Genomic DNA, 20,970 nt, shown 5'->3' on the forward strand with positions numbered 1-20,970 from the left:
GTGTTGGCTCGCATCCACAGCCACCCAAATGCCCGCATCGAAGAGTTACTTCCGCACTGCTGGAAGCCCGCAAGTCCGACCGTGTGAACACTCGCCCACAAAATAGGTGGGAAGACCGGACGCTCACGCACCAGCAAGGGGTGGCCCAGGTTCTTGAGCAAGGCCAAACTGGTGGCCACCCACAAGGGCCGCATGGCCTGTGATCGGCTCTGTCCGGCCCAAGATTGACGCACATCGTGCAACACCCCAGCCAAGGTGATGCCCACCAACAACAAGGCCAAAGGCCCAAAGGTGCTGCCCATCCACTGAATCGGTTTGTCCAACACCTCGGGCATCACCCAACCCAGTTGACCCCAAGCCAGCCCCAGCAAGATGGGCAATGGCACCGGATGAATCACCGCATTGCGCACAGCCACGGCAATGGTCATCAGCGGATGGCGCTGGGCTGAATCTACCGTGGGGTCCAAGGCAGCTTCACGCGCCAGCACCAACTCCAACACCACGGTGGCCAAGGTCAGCATGACCAGTGCATGTAAAGAAATCAGGGTGAACAAATACACCAAGCCAGGCGGGCCATACATCAACCCAATCAAGGGAATGCCCAGCATGACGGTGTTGCTGAAGGTGGCCGCCAAGGCCAGCACAGTGGCGCGGCGGTTCCAACCCAAGCTCAAGAACAGCACAGCGAATAAGCCAATCGCCCCTACAAAGTACATGGCCACGGGCTGCACATCCAACTGGTCCAGATGAACCTGACTCATGGTGCGAAACAACAAGGCGGGCGCCAAGACCATGAACGCGAGGTTGGAGATTTCTTTGGCCCCGTCAGAGGTGACCCAACCACGCACCCCGACCCAAAAGCCAATGGCGATCAACAAGACCACCGGGGCCAAAGAACTGAGCACAAACAACATGAGGCTATAAAAAGCGCTGTGCGCTCAGATAAAAAAGCGATTATCCCAACGAAACGGGCCCACCAAGGGGCCCGTTGTAGGTGTGTCTGTCTGCGACAGAGAAAGTGACGACTTAAGCTTTCACAGCCCTAAAGCCCGAGTAAATACGTGACGCAGGACGGCTGCGTTGCTCCGCCTCTTGTGCCAATTGCGCACGGATGCGGTCAAACGTGGCTTTGATCCCAGACTTCTCGGGGGGGACGAATTTGAAGCGACGCTCCAGCGCCACATCAGGGGGATCCATTTGAAATACTGACTTATCCAATTGCAGGCTCCTCAGAACTTGATCAGCAAACAACGCATGACGGCAAGATTTGGTGGACACATGAAATGAAAAAAACATAAAAAAATCGTAAGTGATTGATTTTTATAGCCTCAACACGGCTTTGACAGATCAAGCGCAAGCAAGACTTCTATAATTTTTTCACTCTGAAAGCCCCTTCTGTCACTGTCACCCCCTCCCCTCTCTACCGTCTCTTCCCCCCGATTCACAACAGGTGTGGGCCTTGTTCTTGGCCTGCATGTGCTGGCATGGGTGCTGGCACATGGCATCTCAGACACCAACCTGGACGGCTATGCCGACATGCTGGAGAACTTTGCCTGGGGGCAAAACTGGGCCTGGGGCAGCGCCAAGCATCCGCCCTTGTTTGCCTGGGTCACAGGGGCATGGTTTGCCGTTTTCCCTCACCTAGATGCGGCGTATCACCTGTTGTCTTACCTGAACGTGGCGCTGGGACTGTTCGGTGTCTACCGTTTGGCTGAGGCCATCGAGCGACCTGAGTTGGCAGTGCCTGCGGTGCTGCTGCTGTGCCTGGCTTTTCCGTACAGCACCTTGGCGGTCAAGTTCAACGCCAATGCCATCTTGCTCAGTGCCTGGCCTTGGGTGGTCTTGGCCTGGGTGCGTTGCGTCGCCAGCACGGGACGGGCAGGTGTGCTGTGGTCACTGGCGCTGGGGGTACTGAGTGCGCTGGCAATGCTCGGCAAGTATTACAGCGGCGTGTTTTTGCTGGCCATTTTCATGAGCTCGCTCGCCTCTGCCAACGGACGTCGTTGGTTTGCCACTTACAAACCTTGGCTCACCCTGGGCGTGTTTGTGTTGTGTCTGACCCCTCACCTGCTGTGGCTTCAGGCGCACGACTGGGTCACCCTGCGCTATGTCGGCGAACAAGGCAGTGACGACGGTGTGAGCTGGGGCATGGTGCTTAAATTTGCGTTGGCCCCTATCGCCTACTGGTTGCTACCGTGGCTGTTGTGCGCTTGGGTGCACGCCCCCAACAACCCGAGCTTGGGACAAAGGCTGCGTGGCTGGCCACAGCGTTTGCTGCGCAGTTGGCAACCACAAGGTTGGGGTGACACTTTGTTTTGGGTCGCGATCCTGCCCTGGGCCATCACCTTGGTGTTTGGCATCACAGGTTTTGTCGAGCTGTCCATGCCCTGGGCCATTCCCATCGGCTATGGGTTTTCTTTGTTGTGGTTGCGCAACCTGAGCCTTGGCAATGTTCAAGACCCTAGCGCCAAACTCACCCAAGTTTTCATGGTCTGGTGTGCCTTGGTGGTGCTGGTCAGCCCTTGGTACGCCTGGCACCAAGGCCAAAACGGCACCCCCAACCACTACCTGCCACGGCGCGAAGCCGCGCAAGCACTGCTGGCCACTTGGCATGAACGCTACCCAGATCAACCCCTGCGTTGGGTCGGGGGGCAATGGGCTGAGAACGCCCTGCTCGCCTTTTATGGCAATCCTGATCTGCGGGTGGTGCCCGGTGTGCCCGATCAATTTCCAGCCACTGTCACGCCTTTGCCCAACTGGCAACAACAAGCGGGTTTGTTGCTGTGTCCCTTGGGCCCGGTAGACAAACCAGAACCCAGCAGCTGCGAACAAGACATGCGCGCCTGGCTGAGCGCACAAGGACAAACGCCTGAAGCTATTGAGTTGACGGTGGCCAGCCAAGGCGTGCGTTTTCCGCAGCACAAGCCCTTTGCCTACATCGCGTTCGCCTACCTGCCGCCCAAGCCATAAAAAACCACCCGAAGGTGGTTCTTCTCATGGGCGTTGCCGTCAAGGCTTAACGCACCACGGCAATTTGATCGCGCTTGCCCGCCTTGTAGGTGTACAGCGTGAGCGCACCGTTCTTGATGTCGCCTTTGGCATCAAAGGCAATGGTGCCCGTCACGCCCTTGTAGCCCGCAGTCTTGGACAGCTCAGGCAAGTACTTGGTGGGGTCGGTGGACTTGGCGCGTTGCATGGCGTCCACCATCACATTGACCGCGTCATACACATAGGGCGCGTACAGCTTCACGTCGTCGTTGAAGCGTTTTTTGTACTTCACACCAAAATCTTCCATGCCTTTCTTCAAGGCACCATCCACACCACCTGCTTCGGCACAAATCACTTGGCCATCGGCCATGGCGTCGCCCGCGAGCTTGACCAACTCGGTGGTGCAAATGCCGTCGCCCCCCATGAACTTGGCAGCAATGCCCAGCGACTTCATTTGCTTGAGCATCGGCCCGCCCACGGCGTCCATGCCGCCAAAAAACACAATGTCAGGCTTCTTACCTTTGATCGTGGTCAAGATGGGCATGAAGTCGGTGGCTTTGTCGGTGGTGAACTCGTGCCCGACCAAGTTGCCGCCTGCGGCCTTGACGGCTTTTTCAAACTCTTCGGCCACGCCTTGGCCGTAAGCCGTGCGGTCGTCGATGACCGCAATCGACTTGCCTTTGAGTTCTTTCACCGCATAGCGCCCGAGGGTGCCGCCCAGATGCACGTCATCGGCCACCACACGGAATGCCGTTTTGTAGCCCTGGCGGGTGTACTTGGGGTTGGTGGCAGAAGGCGAGATTTGTGGAATGCCCGCATCGCTGTAAATCTTGGATGCAGGAATCGTGGTGCCTGAGTTCAAGTGCCCCACCACCCCAGACACTTTGGCATCCACCAACTTCTGCGCAGCGGCTGTGCCTTGCTTGGGATCGGACGCGTCGTCTTCAGCCAGCAACTCAAATTTGATTTTCTTGCCGCCAATGCTCACGCCTTTGGCGTTGAGTTCTTCCACCGCCAAGCGGGCACCGTTCTCGTTGTCTTTGCCCAAGTGCGCAATCGCGCCGCTGACGGGCCCGACATGGCCAATTTTGACCACTTGTTCTTGTGCAAACGCCAAGCCACTGAGTGCGGCCAAACTGGCGATCAACGTGAGTTTGAAAGGGGTGCGCATGGAAAACTCCTTATGGATAAAACGAGGACGAGAAAATCATAACTTTCGAGCAACGCGAACAACTCATGCGTTCTCTCGCAACTTCAAATCATGCCGTGTGATGGCGTAGCCCCGGTCGGCGTAGTGCTTCCAACGTTGACGTGCGTGCTGTCGGTCCTGCTCATCGAGGGTCACCACTTCGATGGTGCGCTCGAAGCGCTCATAACCCGGCATCACGGCATCGCTCAAGTTGAGCAACACCTGGTGATGCGGCAAAGCCTCGTTGCCGTCGATTTGCGCAGCCAACACAATGGGCGACACCATGCGCTGCTCCAGCGGGCTGTCGGCACGGCAATGCGGCAAAAACTCCAACGCAGAAAAGGTCCACAGCAGCGTGTCCAAGGTTTGCAAACTGGTTTCATCGCCCGTCACCACCACCTTGGCTCCGCTGGCCACAGCTTTGCGCAACAAGCGGCAGGCATAGGCCAGCTTGTCGGGCGCATTGAAGTGAAAAGCAATTTCGGTCATGCCTGACGTGCAGGTACGCGACGACGAACCACGGGTTTGGCGGGGACGGTCGCGGCCCGGCCTTTGGCGGCGGGCACCACGCTCAAGAGGTAATGCAACAACAAGCCCACAGGGCGACCCGTGGCCCCTTTGGCCGCGCCGCTCTTCCAAGCCGAGCCCGCAATGTCCAAGTGCGCCCAGGGGTAGTCTTTGGCAAAACGCTGCAAGAACTTGGCGGCAGTGATGGCCCCGCCATCGCGCCCACCCACGTTGGCCACGTCGGCAAAGTTGGACTTCAGGCCCTCGGCGTATTCGTCGTCCAGGGGCAAACGCCAGCAAGGGTCTAACGCCGCTTCGCCCGCCGCTTGCAGCGCATGAGCCAATTCATCAGAAGCCGAGAACAAACCGCTGCGCACATGGCCGAGCGACACCACACACGCCCCGGTCAAAGTGGCAATGTCAATCACCGCACGGGGCTTGAAGCGCGTGGCATAGGTCAAGGCGTCGCACAAGATCAAGCGGCCTTCGGCATCGGTGTTCAACACCTCAATGGTTTGCCCGCTCATGCTGGTCACCACATCACCGGGCTTCAAAGCCAGGCCATCGGGCATGTTCTCGCAGGTGGGTATCAAGCCCACCACGTTGATGGCAGGTTGCAACTGCGCCAAAGCTTCAAAGGTGCCCAACACGCTGGCAGCGCCACACATGTCGAACTTCATCTCGTCCATGCCTGCGGCGGGCTTGATGGAAATGCCCCCCGTGTCAAACGTGATGCCCTTGCCCACCAACACCGTTGGCGCTTCACTTTTGGCAGCCCCGTTGTAATGCAGCACGATGAAACGCATCGGCTCGCGTGAGCCTTGTGCCACGGCAGCAAACGAGCCCATGCCCAACTTGAGGATCTCGGCGGGCCCCAGCACCTCGCAGCGCACCCGGGGCTTCTTGCCCAAAGCTTGTGCCACCTTGGCCAGCATGCTCGGCGTGGCGTGGTTGGCTGGACGGTTGCCCCATTCTTTGGCCAAGGCCACACCGGCCACTTGAGCGCAGGCGTGGTCAAAGTCTGCCTTGGCGGCTTTGGTTTGGCTGGCGCTGGGCAAACCCAACACCACGCGTTTCAACACACTGGCTTTGGCCGTGGGCTTGGTGGCGGTGTAGACATAACTGGCATCGGCCACGGCTTGGGTGGCCGCATGCAGGCGCTGCTGAGTGGCATCCTCTAGGCAAATAGCCAAACTTTTGGGCGCTATTGACTTGAGCGCGTTCACCGCCGCCGTGACCGCTTGACGCACGTGGCGTGCATGGCCCTCGCCAATGGAGACCAACAACACACGCCCAGCACTCACGCCGTCGGCACGCCAAACGCTCAACATCTTGGCCGGGCTGGCGTCCAAGTCACCGCTCTTGCGGGCTTCAACAATCAGTTGCGACAGCGTGTCACGTCCGGGCTTGAACGTGGCCGATACCAGCACAATCAGCGCATCGGTTTTCAGCACGGCTGCTGCGGTCAAATCCAGCGTCTTAAGTTCAAAGTTCATAATTGCGTCTTTCTTTCGCTCTGATGTTATTCCATTCCTCCCTCCGTAAAGAGCTGGCTCGCAGCTTCGGCGCCACCTCGGTGGTGTTGGTCACGATCGTCATGACCATGATGCTGATCCGCACCCTGGGCCAAGCCTCGCAAGGCAGCGTCAACCCCTCAGAAGTGAGTCTGGTCATGGGCTACACCATGCTCGGTCACCTGCCCACCGTGTTGACCATGAGCTTGTTCATTGCCACCGTGGGCACGCTCTCTCGCTTGTACCTCGACAGCGAAATGGTGATTTGGCTGGCCAGCGGCAAAGGCTTGCGCGCCTTTCTCTCGCCCGTATTGCACTTTGCCTGGCCCATGTTGGTGACCGTGGCTGTGCTGGTGCTCTTGGTGTGGCCTTGGTCAAACAGCCAAATCAGTGAGCTGCGCGAACGTTTTGAGCGCCGGGGCGATTTAGAGCGGGTATCGCCTGGTTTGTTTCAAGAGTCATCCAGTGGCCAACGTGTGTTTTTTGTGGACAAAGACAGCGTGGAAAACAAAAAAGGCAAAAACGTTTTCATCTCCTCGACAGACCACGGAAAACAAGCCATGACCTCGGCCCAAGGCGGACAAATTGAACTGATTGATGGCGAGCGCTTCTTGATGCTCGACAGGGGCCAGCGTGTCGAGCAAACCGTGGGCGAACCTGACTTGAAGATCAGCGAATTCAAAGTCTATGGCTCACGCATTGGCAAAGACGTCAAAGTGGCCGCCGATGCGCCACCCAAGGCGCTCAGCACGCTGCGTTTGATTCAACAACCCATCCCCTCCTACCTGGGCGAGCTATCTTGGCGCTTGGGTATGGCATTGGCCGCCATCAATCTCTTGGTGGTCGCCTTGGCCGTGACCAGCGCCAACCCACGTGTGGGACGAGGCGGTAACTTGGCGTTGGCCTTGTTCATCTTTGTGGTCTATTACAACTTCATCAACTTGGGCCAAAGCTGGATCGGTGCGGGCAAAGTTCAGTGGGTTCCCTACGTGCTTGGCTTGCACGGCGGCATGCTGTGCCTGAGCTTGATGTGGCTGAACATTCGCCACAACAACTGGAGCTGGCGACAACTGCTGGGCCCACGTCGCCGCCAAGAGGCGAGCGCATGAAGACATTGCGCCGACTCATTTACGGTGAGGTGCTGGTGGCCGTGGCGTTTGTCACGCTCAGCTTCTTGGCCTTGTTCTTCTTCTTCGACTTTGTGGATGAACTCCAAGGGGTGGGTAGCAACAACGGAGGCTACCAACTCAAACATGCGTTCATCTATGTGCTGCTGTTGGTGCCCAGCCACTTGTACGAGTTGTTGCCCATCTCGGTGTTGATTGGCACCATCTTTGTCATGGCCCGGTTGGCACAAAGCTCCGAGTTCACCATCCTGCGCACCAGCGGCCTAGGCCCAAGCTTGGCGCTGCGCAACCTCATGGGCCTGGGGCTGGCCTTTGTGGTGTTGACCTTTGTGGTGGGTGACTATGTATCGCCCTTGTGCGACCGCTACGGCCAATTGCTCAAGTCCCGCTACATGGGGCAAATCAGCGTCGGCCAAACCGGGGCTTGGTTGCGCGAGCGCCAAGCAGATCGCAGCTTTGCCGTGAATGTGCAAACCCTCACACCAGACGGCAACCCCAGCGGCATCCGCATTTTTGAATTCGACAAAGACGGCCAATGGACTGGCTTGATCCGCGCCAAATTGGGCATCTTGACCAACGACGACGCCTGGGTCTTGCAACACGTCGAGCGCGACAGCCTGACGCGCCAAGGCACGGCCTCCAACTTGGTTCGCAGCAGCACACAAGAACAAACGTGGCCCACGGGCATCACCTCCGAAATGGTGTCGGTGGCCCTGCTCAAGCCCGACCGCATGGGCACCATCGACCTGTTCCAGTACATCCGTCACCTCGGTGCCAACGGGCAAGCCACGCAGCGCTTTGAAATCGAGTTCTGGAAGAAGGTGTTCTACCCCTTGAGCTGCTTGGTCATGGTGGTGCTCGCCCTGCCCTTTGCTTACTTGCATTTCCGCAGCGGCAACATCGCCAGCCATGTTTTTGGCGGCGTGTTGGCAGGCATCAGCTTTTTCTTGCTCAACAACGTCTTCAGCTACATCGGCAACCTCAACAGCTGGGCCCCGTGGTTCGCTGCGGCGGCACCCGGCATGCTGTACTCCGTCGCCTCACTCGCCGCCTTCGGTTGGCTGGTGGTGCGCCAATAAACACCCCTACACACCATGCACGCCATTCTTCTTTTCGCCCACGGCTCACGCGACCCTTTGTGGCACCGGCCCATCCAGGCCGTGGCAGCGCGCATTGCGCAACGCGCACCCCACATCGCTGTGCGCTGCGCTTACCTGGAACTCACCGAGCCCAGCTTGGCCCAGGCCGCAGCCGAGGTGGTGGCCCAAGGCGCGACCAGCCTGAGCGTGCTGCCCTTGTTTTTGGGCGTTGGCAAACACGCCCGCGAAGACTTGCCTGTGCTCATGCAAGCGCTGCGTCAAGCCCACCCCCAGCTGCAAATCGACTGCCAGCCCGCCGTGGGCGAACAAGCCGCCTTACTCGATTTGTTGGCTGATATCGCGCTGGGTCACACCCAGACTCCCGAATAAAGAACGGGCCGGTTAGATGCCCAGGGCATAATGACGCGGCAAATTCAACGCCCACGTCATGAATCTTCACCAATTTCGTTTTGTCCAAGAGGCTGTTCGCCGCAACCTCAACCTGACCGAGGTGGCCAAGGCGCTGCACACTTCACAGCCGGGCGTTTCCAAAGCCATCATTGAGCTCGAAGAAGAGTTGGGCGTTGAAATCTTCACCCGCCACGGCAAACGCCTCAAACGCGTCACCGAGCCTGGGCAACACGTGCTGCGCAGCATCGAGGTGATCTTGCGCGAAGTGGGCAACCTCAAGCGCATTGGCGAACAGTTCAGTGCCGAAGACAGTGGCACCCTCTCCATCGCCACCACCCACACCCAGGCGCGTTATGTGCTGCCGGTGCCCGTGGCCAAGTTGCGGGCGGCCTACCCCAAAGTCAACATCAGCTTGCACCAGGGTGCGCCCGCGCAAGTGGCGCAAATGGTGCTGGACGAAGTGGCCGAGATTGGCATTGCCACCGAATCGCTGTCGGACTACCCGGATCTCGTGACCCTGCCCTGCTACGAGTGGGAACACGTGCTGGTCATCCCCAAGACGCACCCACTCGCCGCCAAAAGCCGCATCACCCTGGAAGACTTGGCCGCCGAGCCCATCATCACCTACCACCCGTCATTCACGGGCCGCACCCGCATCGACAAAGCCTTTGCCGCCAAGCACCTCACGCCGCGCATTGCCCTCGAAGCGATTGACTCGGACGTGATCAAAACCTATGTGCGCTTAGGCATGGGCGTGGGCATCGTGGCAGAAATGGCGGTGCGCGATAGCACCGACGACGACCTGGTTGTACGCCCCGGTGCCCAGCTGTTTGGCAAAAACACCGCACGCATTGCCTTCAAGCGCAGTGCCTACTTGCGCAACTTTGTCTACGACTTCGCCACCTTGCTCAGCGACCGCCTGGACCGCAACTTGATTCTCAAAGCCCTCGAGGGCCACGCCAACGACTACGACCTGTGAGCTCTGACCTATGACCACACCTGTTCTTGACACCAAATTTCCCAAAGTCGGCACCACCATCTTCACCGTCATGTCGGCTCTGGCCGCAGAAAAAAATGCGGTCAACCTCGGTCAAGGCTTTCCTGACTTTGACTGCGATCCCCGTTTGGTGGCTTGCGTCACCGACGCCATGACCCAAGGCCTCAACCAGTACCCGCCCATGACCGGTGTGTCCGTGCTGCGCGAAGCGATTGCCCAAAAAATTGAATCGCTCTACCACTACCGCTATGACCCGGTGAGCGAGATCACCGTCACCGCAGGCGCCACCCAAGCCATCTTGAGCGCCATCCTGGCCGTGGTGCGCGGAGGAGACGAAGTGATCGTGCTGGAACCCTGCTACGACAGCTACATCCCCAACATCGAATTGGCCGGTGGTGTGGCCGTGCGCGTGCCACTGACACCCGGCACCTTCCGCCCCGACTTTGACAAGATCGCCGCCGCCATCAGCCCCAAGACGCGCGCCATCATCGTCAACAGCCCGCACAACCCGAGCGCCACCGTGTGGACGCAGGAGGAAATGCGCCAACTCGAAGAACTGTTGAAGCCCACCCAGATCTTGCTCATCAGCGACGAGGTCTACGAGCACATGGTGTACGCGCCGCGCCAACACCTGAGTGCATCAAGTTTTCCAGGATTGGCTGAGCGCGCCTTCATCGTGTCGAGCTTTGGCAAAACCTTCCACGTCACAGGCTGGAAAGTCGGCTACGTGGCCGCCCCCGCCAGCCTGAGCGCCGAGTTCCGCAAGGTGCACCAGTTCAATGTGTTCACCGTCAACACCCCGGTGCAACATGGCTTGGCCGCCTACATGGCCAACCCCAAGCCCTATCTGGAGTTGCCAGCGTTTTATGCCGCCAAGCGCGACCTGTTTCGCACCGGCTTGGCCACCACCAAATTCGAGTTGCTGCCCAGCGAAGGCAGCTACTTTCAGTGCGTGCGCATTGACCAGTTGGGTGTGCCCGAGAAAAACCTCAGCGAAGCCGACTTTTGCCAATGGCTCACCAGCGAGATCGGTGTGGCGGCCATTCCCCTCTCGGCCTTCTACGCCGATGGCTTTGACCAGCGCGTGGTCCGCTTTTGCTTTGCCAAAAAGGACGAGACCTTGAAGCTGGCCCTGTCACGACTCGCTCGCCTCTGATCACATGACGCCACTGCCCAGACGTGATGTATTGGCGCTGCTGCTCGCAACGACAGCACTGCCGCTGGCCGCACAACCCGCCCCGCCCAAGCGACCTGGGCGTCTGATGATCATTGGCGGCGCAGAAGACCGCAAACAAGACAGTGTCATCCTGAAGAGATTCATGGCGCTCAGTGGCGGAGTGAATGCACGCCTGAAATTCATCACCGCCGCCAGTGGCGTGCCCGATGCCACCTGGCAAAGCTACCAAGCCGCATTTGAAGCGCTGGGTGCCACACAGACAGCACAAGTTGCCATTGCCAGCCGAGATGACGCATTTCTGCCTGACATCGAACAGCAATTGCTGGAGGCTGACGGCATCTTCATGACCGGTGGCGATCAAAACCGATTGATGGCTTGTCTTTGGGAGTCGCCTGCGGCACGTGCCATCCACCGCGCGTTCCACCTCAATGGCAGCTGCATTGCGGGCACCAGCGCCGGTGCTGCCGTGATGTCGCGCCAAATGCTGGCTCAAGGCACCGCCACCCCCGTGCCTGAAAAAGACATTGTGTCCATGGACATTGGCCTTGGGTTGCTCTCGAGCGCCATCGTGGACCAACACTTTTCACAGCGCCAACGCCTGGGGCGCTTGCTCTCGGCCCTGGCCCAACGCCCCGACATGTTGGGCGTGGGCATCGACGAAAACACCGCCCTCATCATCGAGCGCGGGCAAGCCGTTGAAGTGGTCGGTCAAGGCGCAGTCACGCTGATTGATGGCCGCAAGATGCACTCGAACTTTGACGATGTGGCCACCGAAGAAAAACTCGAAATGCTCGGGCTGCAACTGCACCTGCTGCCCGCAGGCCACCGCTACGTGGTGCCTGCCAACCTGAAACAAAGCAAAAAACAACCTTCTGCCTTGTGGGAAGCCTTTCAGTTGCTGGTCACCCCCAGTCCTCTGCGCAGTTGAGGACAACCATGAACCCACACAACCGCCGCGGCATCGTCACCATGATGGCGGCCATGCTGTTCTTTGTCACCAACGACGCCTTGGTCAAACTGGTCAGCAGCCACCTGCCCACGCCGCAACTCATCTTTGTGCGCGGTGCCTTCACCACCCTGTTGCTGCTGCTCATGGTCACACTCACCGGCAGCTGGGCCCAATGGCGCAGCATGCGCACGCGCTCGGTGCCCATTCGCGCCCTGCTCGACAGCGCGGCCACCTTCACCTACCTGACCGCCTTGTTCCACTTGCCCTTGGGCAATGCCACCGCCATCAACCTGGCGGCCCCCTTGTTTCTCACGCTGCTGGCGGTGGTCTTTTTGCGTGAGCGTGTGGGCGTCATGCGTTGGGCCTTCATTGTGTTGGGCTTCACCGGCGTGCTGCTGGTGGTGCAGCCCGATGCACATGGCTTGAACGCCTACGCCTTGCTGTGCGTGGTGGGCACGCTGTTTCATGCGGGGCGCGACCTGCTGACGCGCTTGGTGCCTGCGCACGTGCCCTCACTGCTCATCACCATCTCCACCTCGGCCATGGTCACCCTGCTCTCAGGCTTGTGGACCTTGACCGCGCCTTGGCAACCCATCTCGCTGGAGCAACTGCTGCAACTCGGCGGTGCCGCCTTTTGCCTGGCCATTGCCTACCACTTGCTCACCCTGAGCATGCGCGCGGGCGACATGAGCGTGATTGGTCCCTTCCGCTACAGCGGTCTGTTGGTGGCCTTGGTGCTGGGGTATCTGTTATGGGACGAAGCGCCCAACCTGCTGGCCTGGGGCGGCATTGCCCTGCTGGTGATGGCGGGCTTGGGGCTGCTGCACAGCCAGCGCGCACCCAGCCGAGCGGCGCTGGATGCCGCCACCGACTGAGCTGATACGACGAGCGCGAGGGGCTGAGGCCCGTCTATTTTTCACACGCAGTTTGTGCCAGGTCATGTGCGCTTGCGGTTGATCACCGCTGTGGTGCCAATGAGGAATAGACTGATTGGCTATGACTGCACACACACTGCGCTGGCTTTCGCACCCCACACGTTTTTTGTTTTTCACTGGCAAAGGTGGCGTGGGCAAAACATCGCTCTCCACCGCCACCGCCATTCACCTGGCCGACGCAGGCCAGCGCGTGTTGCTGGTCAGCACCGACGCTGCTTCCAACCTCGATGAAATGCTGGGCGTGGCCCTCAGCAACCATCCGGTTCAAGTGCCCGGTGTTGCAGGCCTGTGGCTGGTCAACATCGACCCCGACGAGGCTGCACAAGCCTACCGACATCGGGTGGTGCAACAAATGGGGGCCAACGCCACGGACGCAGAACGCGCCACCGTGGTGGAGCAACTCTCAGGCGCATGCACCACCGAAATTGCGTCCTTCGACGAGTTCTCCAGCCTGTTGGCCGAGGGTGCTCACGCCTACGACCATGTGGTGTTGGACACGGCTCCCAGCGGCCACACCCTGCGCCTGCTCAGCCTGCCCAAAGCCTGGAGCGGTTTTTTGGCGGGCAACGACAAAGGCGCTTCCTGCTTAGGCCCGCACTCGGGCCTGAAGATGCAAGAGGCTCGCTTCAACCAAGCCTTGGCCGCGCTGAGCAACCCGGCACTCACTTCGGTGATCTTGGTCGCCCGCGCAGAAACCAGTGCCCTGGCAGAAGCCGCCCGCACCAGCGAAGAGTTGCGCAGCCTCGGGCTCTCGCAGCAACGCCTCATCGTCAACGGGGTGTTCCATGCCAGCGTACCCGACGATGCCGTGGCACATGCGTTGGAAGCACAAGGCCAGTACGCCTTGGCCCACATGCCCGATGTGCTGCGGGGTTTGCCACGCGATGACGTGCCCTTGCGTGCCTTCGACAGCGTGGGCCTGCCCGCCTTGCGTGGCTTGCTGCGTGACACACCCAGCGCGCTGCCCACCACGCCGTGCCACGATGACACGCCGGAGCTGCCCCACATCGCTGCATTGGTGGACGAGCTGGCCGCACAAGATCACGGCCTGATCATGGTCATGGGCAAAGGCGGTGTGGGCAAAACCACCGTGGCCGCCCTGCTCGCCTTGGGTTTGTTGCACAAGGGCAAGACCGTGCACCTGAGCACCACCGACCCCGCCGCACACCTGGCCACCACCTTGGTCGATCAAGTGCCGGGCCTCGAAATCAGCCGCATCGACCCCAAGGTTGAGACCCAAAAATACATCGACAAAATCATGGCCGCGAGAGGGCCAAGCCTGGACGACAAAGAACGCGCCTTGCTGCTCGAAGACCTGCGTTCGCCCTGCACCGAAGAAGTGGCTGTGTTTCACGCCTTCTCGCACATCGTGGCGCAGGCACGCAGCGGCTTTGTGGTGCTCGACACTGCACCCACCGGCCACTCGTTGCTGTTGATGGATGCCGCAGGGGCTTACCACCGCCAGATGCTCAGCGCATTTGATAAAAAAAGTGGCAGCTCGGTCAACGTGGTCACACCCCTCATGCGCTTGCAAGACCCGGCCTACACGCGCATCGTGTTGGTGACCCTGCCCGAAGTCACCCCCGTGTCGCAAGCGGCGGCACTGCAAGAAGACTTGCGGCGCGCCCACATTGAACCCTTTGCCTGGGTGATGAACCGCTCGGTGTTAGCTGCGCATACCCACGACCCCTTGCTGCAAGCCAGGCTCTTGGGTGAACAACGGCAAATGGCACGCATGGCCGATGGATTGTCCAAACGTTTGTTTGTGATTCCGTTTTTGACCGAACCGCCCGTCGGCATTGCCGCCTTGAAGCAGGTGCTGAAAGCCTAACGCCAGCACGCCCGCATGAACCAGACCACACCCGAACTCTCAGGCCTCACCCGCCAGCAAGCGCAAGCGCGTTTGCTGCGCGATGGCCCCAACGAACTGCAAGCCGCACAGCGACGCTCCACCTGGCAACGCCTGATCGCCATGCTGCGCGAGCCTATGTTTGCCTTGCTGGTACTGGCGGCCAGCTTGTACATGCTGCTGGGAGATTTGAGCGAGGGCATCACCCTGTTCGTGTTTGTCAACGCCGTGATTGGCTTGACCTTTTACCAAGAAGGCAAATCCGAAGCGGCCATCGAGGCCTTGCGCCAACTCAGCCAACCCTTTGCACACGTCATCCGCGATGGACAGATCTGCAAAATTGCCTCGCGTGAGGTGGTGGTGGGCGACCTGCTGCAAGTCAGCGAGGGCAACCGCATGGCCGCCGACGGCTGGCTGATTCAATCGGATCAGATGCAGGTGGACGAATCCATGCTCACCGGTGAGTCGGTGCCGGTGAACAAAGTCGCTGCGCCCTTTCATGCAGACGCAACGCCAGCCGGTCCCAGTGGTGACGACCAACCCACGGTGTTTGCCGGAACGTTTGTGGTGCGCGGACAAGGCCTGGTGCGCGTCACCGCCACCGGCATGCGTGGGCAAGTGGGGCAAATTGGCGCATCGCTGAACCAAATCGAAGACCAGAAAACGCCGCTGCAACAACAAACCGCGCGGCTGGTCAAAGTGCTGGCCTTCATCACCTTCGCGCTGTGTGTGTCGATGGTGCTGACGCTTGGCTTGCGCAACGGCGCTTGGCTGCCAGCGCTGGTGTCAGGCATTGCTTTGGCCATGGCCATCCTGCCGGAAGAGTACCCGGTGGTGCTGGCCGTGTTTCCGGCCTTGGGCGCGCGCCGTCTGGCCCAAGAAGGCGTGTTGACACGGCGCATCAACGCCATCGAAACCCTGGGTGCCATCACGGTGTTGTGCACCGACAAAACCGGCACCTTGACCGAGAACCGCATGCAGGTGTCGGCCTTGGCGGTGGGGCCTGCCGCACAGCCCTTGGTGCTGAATTTGGTGGACTTGTCAGCAGCCTCAGACCCCACATTGCCCGAAGCCTTTCACGGCTTGCTGGAGCACGCCATTTTGGCCAGTGCACCGGAACCGTTTGACCCGATGGAGACGGCCTTTCATCAACTTGGCCAGCGCTTCCTCGCCACCACCGAGCACCTGCACCGTGACTGGACCTTGGTGCAAACCTATGCACTCAGCCCCGCCTTGCGCGCCATGTCGCACGTGTGGAAAGCCCAAGGCAACAAGCTACACACCGTGTCGGCCAAAGGTGCGCCCGAAGCCGTGATGAGCATGTGCCACATGCCCGCTGAACTGCAAGCCCAGTGGGCGCAGGCCATCGATGCCATGGCCTCACAAGGCTTGCGTGTGCTAGCGGTGGCCCAAGGGCGTTTTGAGGGCAACGACTGGCCAGACTCGGAGCACGACTTTGATTTTGAATGGCTGGGCCTGATTGGGCTGAGCGACCCGTTGCGTCCAGAAATTCCTCAGGCCGTGGCCGATTGCCACTCGGCCAGCATTCGCGTGATCATGATCACCGGTGACTACCCCACCACCGCGCGCATGATTGCGCAGCAAGCCGGGCTTACCCAAGGCGACACCTTGACGGGCGACGCCATCGACGCACTGTCCGACGAGGCGCTGTGCCAAACCATGCAAACGGTGAGCGTGTGCGCGCGCATTTCGCCGCACCAAAAGCTGCGCATCGTGCAAGCCCTCAAACGCAACGGCGAGATCGTGGCCATGACAGGCGACGGTGTGAACGACGCCCCTGCCCTGCGCGCCGCCCACGTGGGCATTGCCATGGGCGCACGTGGCACCGACGTGGCGCGTGAAGCCGCTGCTTTGGTATTGGTGGACGACAACTTTGCCTCCATCGTCAAAGGCATTCGCTTAGGAAGACGCATCTTTGGCAACTTGCAAAAGTCCATGGCTTATATCTTTGCCATTCATATTCCCATCGCTTGCTTGGCCTTGGTGCCCATGCTGTTTGCGCTGCCGCCGTTGCTGCTTCCTTTGCACATCGCGTTGCTCGAACTCATCATTGACCCCTCGTGCTCCCTCGCGTTTGAAAATGAACCCGCTGAACACGATGTCATGCGCCGACCACCCCGTGACACGCTGGCCCCCTTCTTTGGCACTCGCGCAATTTTGGAATCGTTGGGTCAAGGCCTGTGTGTGGCCGTGGCCATTGGTTTGAGTTATTGGGCTGCACAAGACCTGCCAACCCCTCAGGTGCGCGCCATGGTGCTGGTCACCCTGGTGGTATCCAACGCCATGCTCATTTTGGCCAACCGCGCACAAGCCTCACGGTTTTTACAAAGCTTGCGGGTGGACAACCGGGTGGCATTGGGGGTGATGGCGGGTGCTGTGGTGCTGTTGCTGGTGGGCATCTACACCCCTGGCTTGTCCTCGGCCTTGGGCTTTGCACCCCTGCCGCTCATGCCATTGGGCAAGGCCACCTTGTTGGGCGTTGTGAGCTTGGGCGCGGTCATGGCCTTGCGGTTTGCATTTTCATGGGCCAACGCGCGGGCTCACGCCAGACCTTGAACAAACGTCTCCAGTGGCGCGGGCTTGCCATAAAAATAACCTTGGTAATGGTGGCAGCCCAATTGGGCCAATAGGTCTCGTTGCGCGGCAGTCTCCACGCCTTCGGCAATCACCGACAGGCCCAGGCTTTGGCCCAGTGCAATCACGGTGCGCACAATGGAGCTGTCACTGCCGTTGAGGCCCAGATCGCGCACAAACGACTGGTCGATCTTGAGTTGGTCGATGGGCATTTGCTGAAGGTAACTCAGCGACGAGAAACCGGTGCCAAAGTCATCCAGCGCAAAACTCACGCCCATGGCTTTCAACTGATGCATCTTGGCCACCACCCCCTGCATGTCAGAGGCCAGCGTGCTCTCCGTCAACTCCAACTTCAGGCGCTGTGGATTGGCACCCGTGCCAGCAAGAATTTCTTTCACCGTCTCCACATAATCTGGCTGCCCAAGCTCCTTGGCACTGACGTTGACCGACAGCACCCAATGGCACTTGATGGGGTCTGTCTGCCAGGACTTGATTTGGCGGCACGCAGACGACAGCATCCAGTACCCAATCGTCACAATCAGACCGTTTTGTTCTGCCACGGGGATGAACTTGGCGGGCGACACCATGCCGTGCGTCGGATGCTGCCAGCGCACCAGCAATTCGGCCCCTGTGACTTGAGCCTGCGCATCCACTTGCGCCTGGTAATACACCTGCAACTGGTCGGGCACGGCATCACGAAGCGCTTGTTCAAACGCCACCTGGGCCAGCAAGCGCTCTTGCATTTGCTGGTCATACACCACGGTTTGATTTTTGCCAGACTGCTTGGCCTCCAAAACAGCCAACTCGACTTGCTTGAGCACATCGTCGACCTTGCCATCGGCGTTGGCCTGCAACATCGTCATGCCGATTGACGCGTCGCACTGGCATGGCCCGTGTGCCAGCTCGAACGGTGCTTTGAAACTCTGGCTGACTGTGCTCGCAAAAGCAGACGCTTCATGCATGGCGACCACAGGACTGGGGTCGAGCCCTGTCATCACAAACACAAATTCATCTCCACCCACGCGTGCCAATGTGTCGTTGGCTCGCACCAGCGGCAACAACCGTTGCGCCACGGCTTGCAACAACTGATCGCCAACCTCATGCCCTTGGGTGTTGTTGAGAACGCTGAAGTTGTCCATATTGACCAACAACACCGCACTGCTGCCCTGGCTGCTCGCTTTCGCACGCATGGCCCCTGCCAAGCGCTCTTTCAAGACCCGTCGGTTCACCAACCCGGTCAGAGGGTCAAACCGTGCCAACCGTTCCAAGGCTTGGCCGACCAGCATCGTTTCGTCGTGCAACTTGGCCTCGGCCAGGTCTGTGCCGTGCCCGGAAAACGAGGCATGGTTTTTGGCGGCATCGGCCAAATCAACAATGGGCCGCACCACACGCCCAGCAATCTGCCATGTGCCCACACCAAAGGCCGTGCCCAACAAGGCGGTCAGCAACAGCATCAAGCGGCGGTTTTCGTCAATCGGCGAGAGCGCATCCGTCGTTTTCTCGCGCACCACCACCGTCCATTTCAAATCACTGGGCGACGTTGGCGTCGAGGTGGTCTGCACCACCGACAAGAACCGATCGTCATCGACGGTCTGACGCCATTCAGCCAGGTTTTTGGACGTCTCGGTGTGGGGGCTCAGCAACCAGTCACCGCGCTGGTTGGCAATCAACACCTCCACGGGTGTTTTTTGCACCCGGTGTGCCAGCGAAGACAACACCACCTCATGCACCCAATCCCAATACAGATGCGCACCCAGCACGCCAATCGTGCGGCCGCTGTTGTTCCTGACAGGGATGGCCACATCCAAAAACCGCGAGAGCGAGCCATCTGCACCGGGCTTCAGGTACTTGGCCAACAGCTTGGCGTCGTGTGGGTCCCCCAAAAATGGACCTTGCGCACCCTGGATGAACCAGGGACGTTCAGACACATTCACCCCTTTGAGCAACCCATCGGTCGCGGCAAACACCACCCCATCAGGGCTGCTCAGTCCAATCCAAGCGTAGGTCGGCTGGCGTTGCTTGAGACTATCCAGCACTTCTTGCAAGGCGATGAAGTCTTTGATTTGGCTGGCCCCCACCAAAGAGCCAATCAAGGCCACCTCGTGCTGGCGGGTTTCCAGGCTGTCAGACAGCGTGTGGGCAATCTCACCAGCGGTCGACTGCAAGCTGTCGCGGGCAGAGGCGCTCAGACCTTCCTCCAAACGCCACTCGATCAGCCCCGTCATCACCATGCCCAATGTGATGCCAAAAATACCCATCGCCACGGCAAAGCGTGCCCTGAGGCTGCGAAATGGGGAAAACGTTTGAATGAATCTGGCTCTCACAAAAATCTCTTTCGTGTTCTAGATTCGGGTCGATCCATGAATCCTTTAAAAATCTTCAAGCAGCCAGTGGGTTGGGCGTGGGCTCCGCCAGTTTGTTCAGCAAATTCCGGTCGGTGTGGTGAAACGGTTCGGACTTGCCACGAATCATGAGCACGGTGTCTTCTTCATAGCCCCAGGTGCCGTCGTCGTTGATCTTGACTTTGATGGTGAACGACACGGTCTTGAATGCATGGTCCAAGAAAGGCGACGAACGAATGCCAAAGTGCGGGTCCACGTGCGTGGCCACCACCTCGAACTCTTTGGCATCTGGTTTGGCTTTGCCAGAGGCCATCACCACCTGCCCACGCGGAATCGTCAGCGTGTGAATGATGGTCTCGGTGGCAGGCTCCCACAGCCAGTAACCCACTTGGTCATGGTAGGTCTTGACCTGATCGGGCTTGGTGATGAAGGTGTGATAGCGCAAGCCATACAACAGCTGCGGCCCGTTGGTCTGCGGATCGATCGGTTGCAACGCAATGTGTTCAACATAGGCCTGCTTTTTGGGCCCCTCGGCTTTGGGCTTGACGTCCAGACCACGATGACCTTCCCACACCCCGGCCATAGCCCTTAAGGGCCCTAAGTTGCGCAGTGTGTGAACGTCGATGTCTTTGGGCTCGGTGTAAATGTCGGTGGCAAATTCACTCATCGTTTTGGCTTTCACTGTGGTCAGGAATTGACCTAGTCTAAGACAAAGAATTTATGAGTTAAATCCACCAAATACCAACGGACCTTCACGCATTTCACCTCACAACTGCACGGGAAATGCCTTGACCAGAGCGAGGTATTTCGCCATGCTGACTGGGCACATCAGGCCTCACAGGCAAACCATGGACTTCACCCTGAAAGGAAAACACCATGACCACCAAACTCGACAAAGTTGTCTACACCGCCCATGCCCACACCACCGGCGGACGCGAAGGCCGTTCGGTCACCGACGACGGCCTGTTGGACGTCAAACTGTCACCGCCCAAAGTGATGGGGGGTTCGGGCAACGCCACCAACCCGGAACAGTTGTTTGCAGCGGGTTATTCCGCCTGCTTCATGGGCGCCTTGAAACACGTGGCCAGCATGAAAAAGGTGACCGTGCCAGCCGATGCCAGCATCGATGCCAGCGTGGACATTGGCCCCATCCCTGCCGGGTTTGGCATTGCCGTGCGCTTGGCCATCAAATTGCCGGGGCTAGAGCGTGCCGTGGCACAAGACCTGATCGACACCGCACACCAGGTATGCCCTTACTCCAACGCCACACGCGGCAACATTGAGGTGGGGTTGACTTTGGTTTAGCGGTAC

18 protein-coding genes are annotated in these 20,970 nt (G+C 59.4%); 11 read left to right on the forward strand and 7 right to left on the reverse strand.

Translation table 11 applies throughout. The annotated features are described in order from the left end of the window. On the reverse strand, window positions 1–914 hold a 914-nt coding region (locus B9Z39_RS09270; RefSeq protein ID WP_108301511.1), incomplete at its 3' end, for an AEC family transporter. 112 nt (window positions 915–1,026) lie between these two features. Then, window positions 1,027–1,197 (reverse strand): hypothetical protein, encoded by a 171-nt coding sequence (locus B9Z39_RS16980; RefSeq protein ID WP_158236122.1) that lies wholly within the window; start codon window positions 1,195–1,197, stop codon window positions 1,027–1,029. 255 nt (window positions 1,198–1,452) lie between these two features. Here B9Z39_RS16980 and B9Z39_RS09280 point away from each other — a divergent pair, with 255 nt between their 5' ends. Next, window positions 1,453–2,970, forward strand: coding sequence for a glycosyltransferase family 39 protein (locus B9Z39_RS09280; RefSeq protein WP_146183309.1), 1,518 nt, complete (start codon window positions 1,453–1,455; stop codon window positions 2,968–2,970). 46 nt (window positions 2,971–3,016) lie between these two features. On the opposite strand, the gene B9Z39_RS09285 is transcribed toward B9Z39_RS09280, so the two are convergent. The 3 genes from B9Z39_RS09285 to B9Z39_RS09295 form a co-directional block, all read right to left on the reverse strand. After that, window positions 3,017–4,159 carry a branched-chain amino acid ABC transporter substrate-binding protein gene (locus B9Z39_RS09285; protein WP_100144627.1) on the reverse strand — a complete coding sequence of 381 codons (1,143 nt, stop codon included), beginning with the start codon at window positions 4,157–4,159 and terminating at the stop codon, window positions 3,017–3,019. A 63-nt stretch (window positions 4,160–4,222) separates the two neighbouring features. After that, entirely contained in the window at window positions 4,223–4,666 is a 444-nt protein-coding gene (locus B9Z39_RS09290) for a DNA polymerase III subunit chi (protein ID WP_108301513.1), read from the reverse strand. Continuing rightward, window positions 4,663–6,180 (reverse strand): leucyl aminopeptidase, encoded by a 1,518-nt coding sequence (locus tag B9Z39_RS09295; protein WP_108301514.1) that lies wholly within the window; start codon window positions 6,178–6,180, stop codon window positions 4,663–4,665. Before B9Z39_RS09295 ends, B9Z39_RS09290 begins: the two co-directional genes overlap by 4 nt. 23 nt (window positions 6,181–6,203) lie before the next feature. Here B9Z39_RS09295 and lptF point away from each other — a divergent pair, with 23 nt between their 5' ends. The 9 genes from lptF (at window position 6,204) to B9Z39_RS09340 (ending at window position 17,299) form a co-directional block, all read left to right on the forward strand. Next, entirely contained in the window at window positions 6,204–7,307 is a 1,104-nt protein-coding gene (gene lptF / locus B9Z39_RS09300; RefSeq protein WP_100144620.1) for an LPS export ABC transporter permease LptF, read from the forward strand. Then, entirely contained in the window at window positions 7,304–8,404 is a 1,101-nt protein-coding gene (gene lptG, locus B9Z39_RS09305; RefSeq protein ID WP_108301515.1) for an LPS export ABC transporter permease LptG, read from the forward strand. Before lptF ends, lptG begins: the two co-directional genes overlap by 4 nt. A gap of 15 nt (window positions 8,405–8,419) precedes the next feature. Then, the gene (locus B9Z39_RS09310; protein WP_108301516.1) at window positions 8,420–8,794 is read left to right on the forward strand and encodes a sirohydrochlorin chelatase; all 375 of its coding nucleotides are present in this window, start codon (window positions 8,420–8,422) and stop codon (window positions 8,792–8,794) included. Between the two features lie 58 nt (window positions 8,795–8,852). Then, window positions 8,853–9,794 carry a CysB family HTH-type transcriptional regulator gene (locus B9Z39_RS09315; protein WP_108301517.1) on the forward strand — a complete coding sequence of 314 codons (942 nt, stop codon included), beginning with the start codon at window positions 8,853–8,855 and terminating at the stop codon, window positions 9,792–9,794. Window positions 9,795–9,804: 10 nt separating this feature from the next. Then, on the forward strand, window positions 9,805–10,968 hold the full coding sequence (locus tag B9Z39_RS09320; RefSeq protein ID WP_108301518.1) for a pyridoxal phosphate-dependent aminotransferase: 1,164 nt from the start codon (window positions 9,805–9,807) through the stop codon (window positions 10,966–10,968). A gap of 4 nt (window positions 10,969–10,972) precedes the next feature. Then, complete coding sequence (locus B9Z39_RS09325) at window positions 10,973–11,917, forward strand: cyanophycinase (RefSeq protein ID WP_108301519.1); 945 nt, start codon at window positions 10,973–10,975, stop codon at window positions 11,915–11,917. 8 nt (window positions 11,918–11,925) lie between these two features. Continuing rightward, entirely contained in the window at window positions 11,926–12,813 is an 888-nt protein-coding gene (locus tag B9Z39_RS09330) for a DMT family transporter (RefSeq protein ID WP_108301520.1), read from the forward strand. 121 nt (window positions 12,814–12,934) lie between these two features. Then, window positions 12,935–14,704, forward strand: coding sequence for an arsenical pump-driving ATPase (gene arsA, locus B9Z39_RS09335; protein ID WP_108301521.1), 1,770 nt, complete (start codon window positions 12,935–12,937; stop codon window positions 14,702–14,704). A gap of 15 nt (window positions 14,705–14,719) precedes the next feature. Then, window positions 14,720–17,299: a cation-translocating P-type ATPase gene (locus tag B9Z39_RS09340; protein ID WP_108301522.1), complete on the forward strand. Its 2,580-nt coding sequence runs from the start codon at window positions 14,720–14,722 to the stop codon at window positions 17,297–17,299. Here B9Z39_RS09340 and B9Z39_RS09345 read toward each other — a convergent pair. Then, a complete protein-coding gene (locus tag B9Z39_RS09345; protein WP_146183310.1) occupies window positions 17,284–19,641 on the reverse strand; it encodes a bifunctional diguanylate cyclase/phosphodiesterase in 2,358 nt (785 codons plus the stop codon). The genes B9Z39_RS09340 and B9Z39_RS09345 overlap by 16 nt on opposite strands. Before the next feature lie 55 nt (window positions 19,642–19,696). After that, complete coding sequence (locus tag B9Z39_RS09350) at window positions 19,697–20,326, reverse strand: FABP family protein (RefSeq protein WP_100145109.1); 630 nt, start codon at window positions 20,324–20,326, stop codon at window positions 19,697–19,699. Window positions 20,327–20,535: 209 nt separating this feature from the next. Between B9Z39_RS09350 and B9Z39_RS09355 the strand changes: the two genes are divergently transcribed. Continuing rightward, entirely contained in the window at window positions 20,536–20,964 is a 429-nt protein-coding gene (locus B9Z39_RS09355; protein WP_108301524.1) for an organic hydroperoxide resistance protein, read from the forward strand. Window positions 20,965–20,970 lie beyond the last annotated feature (6 nt).

It is taken from the genome of Limnohabitans sp. JirII-29, assembly GCF_003063395.1.
In the GTDB taxonomy this organism is placed as follows: Bacteria; Pseudomonadota; Gammaproteobacteria; order Burkholderiales; family Burkholderiaceae_C; genus Limnohabitans.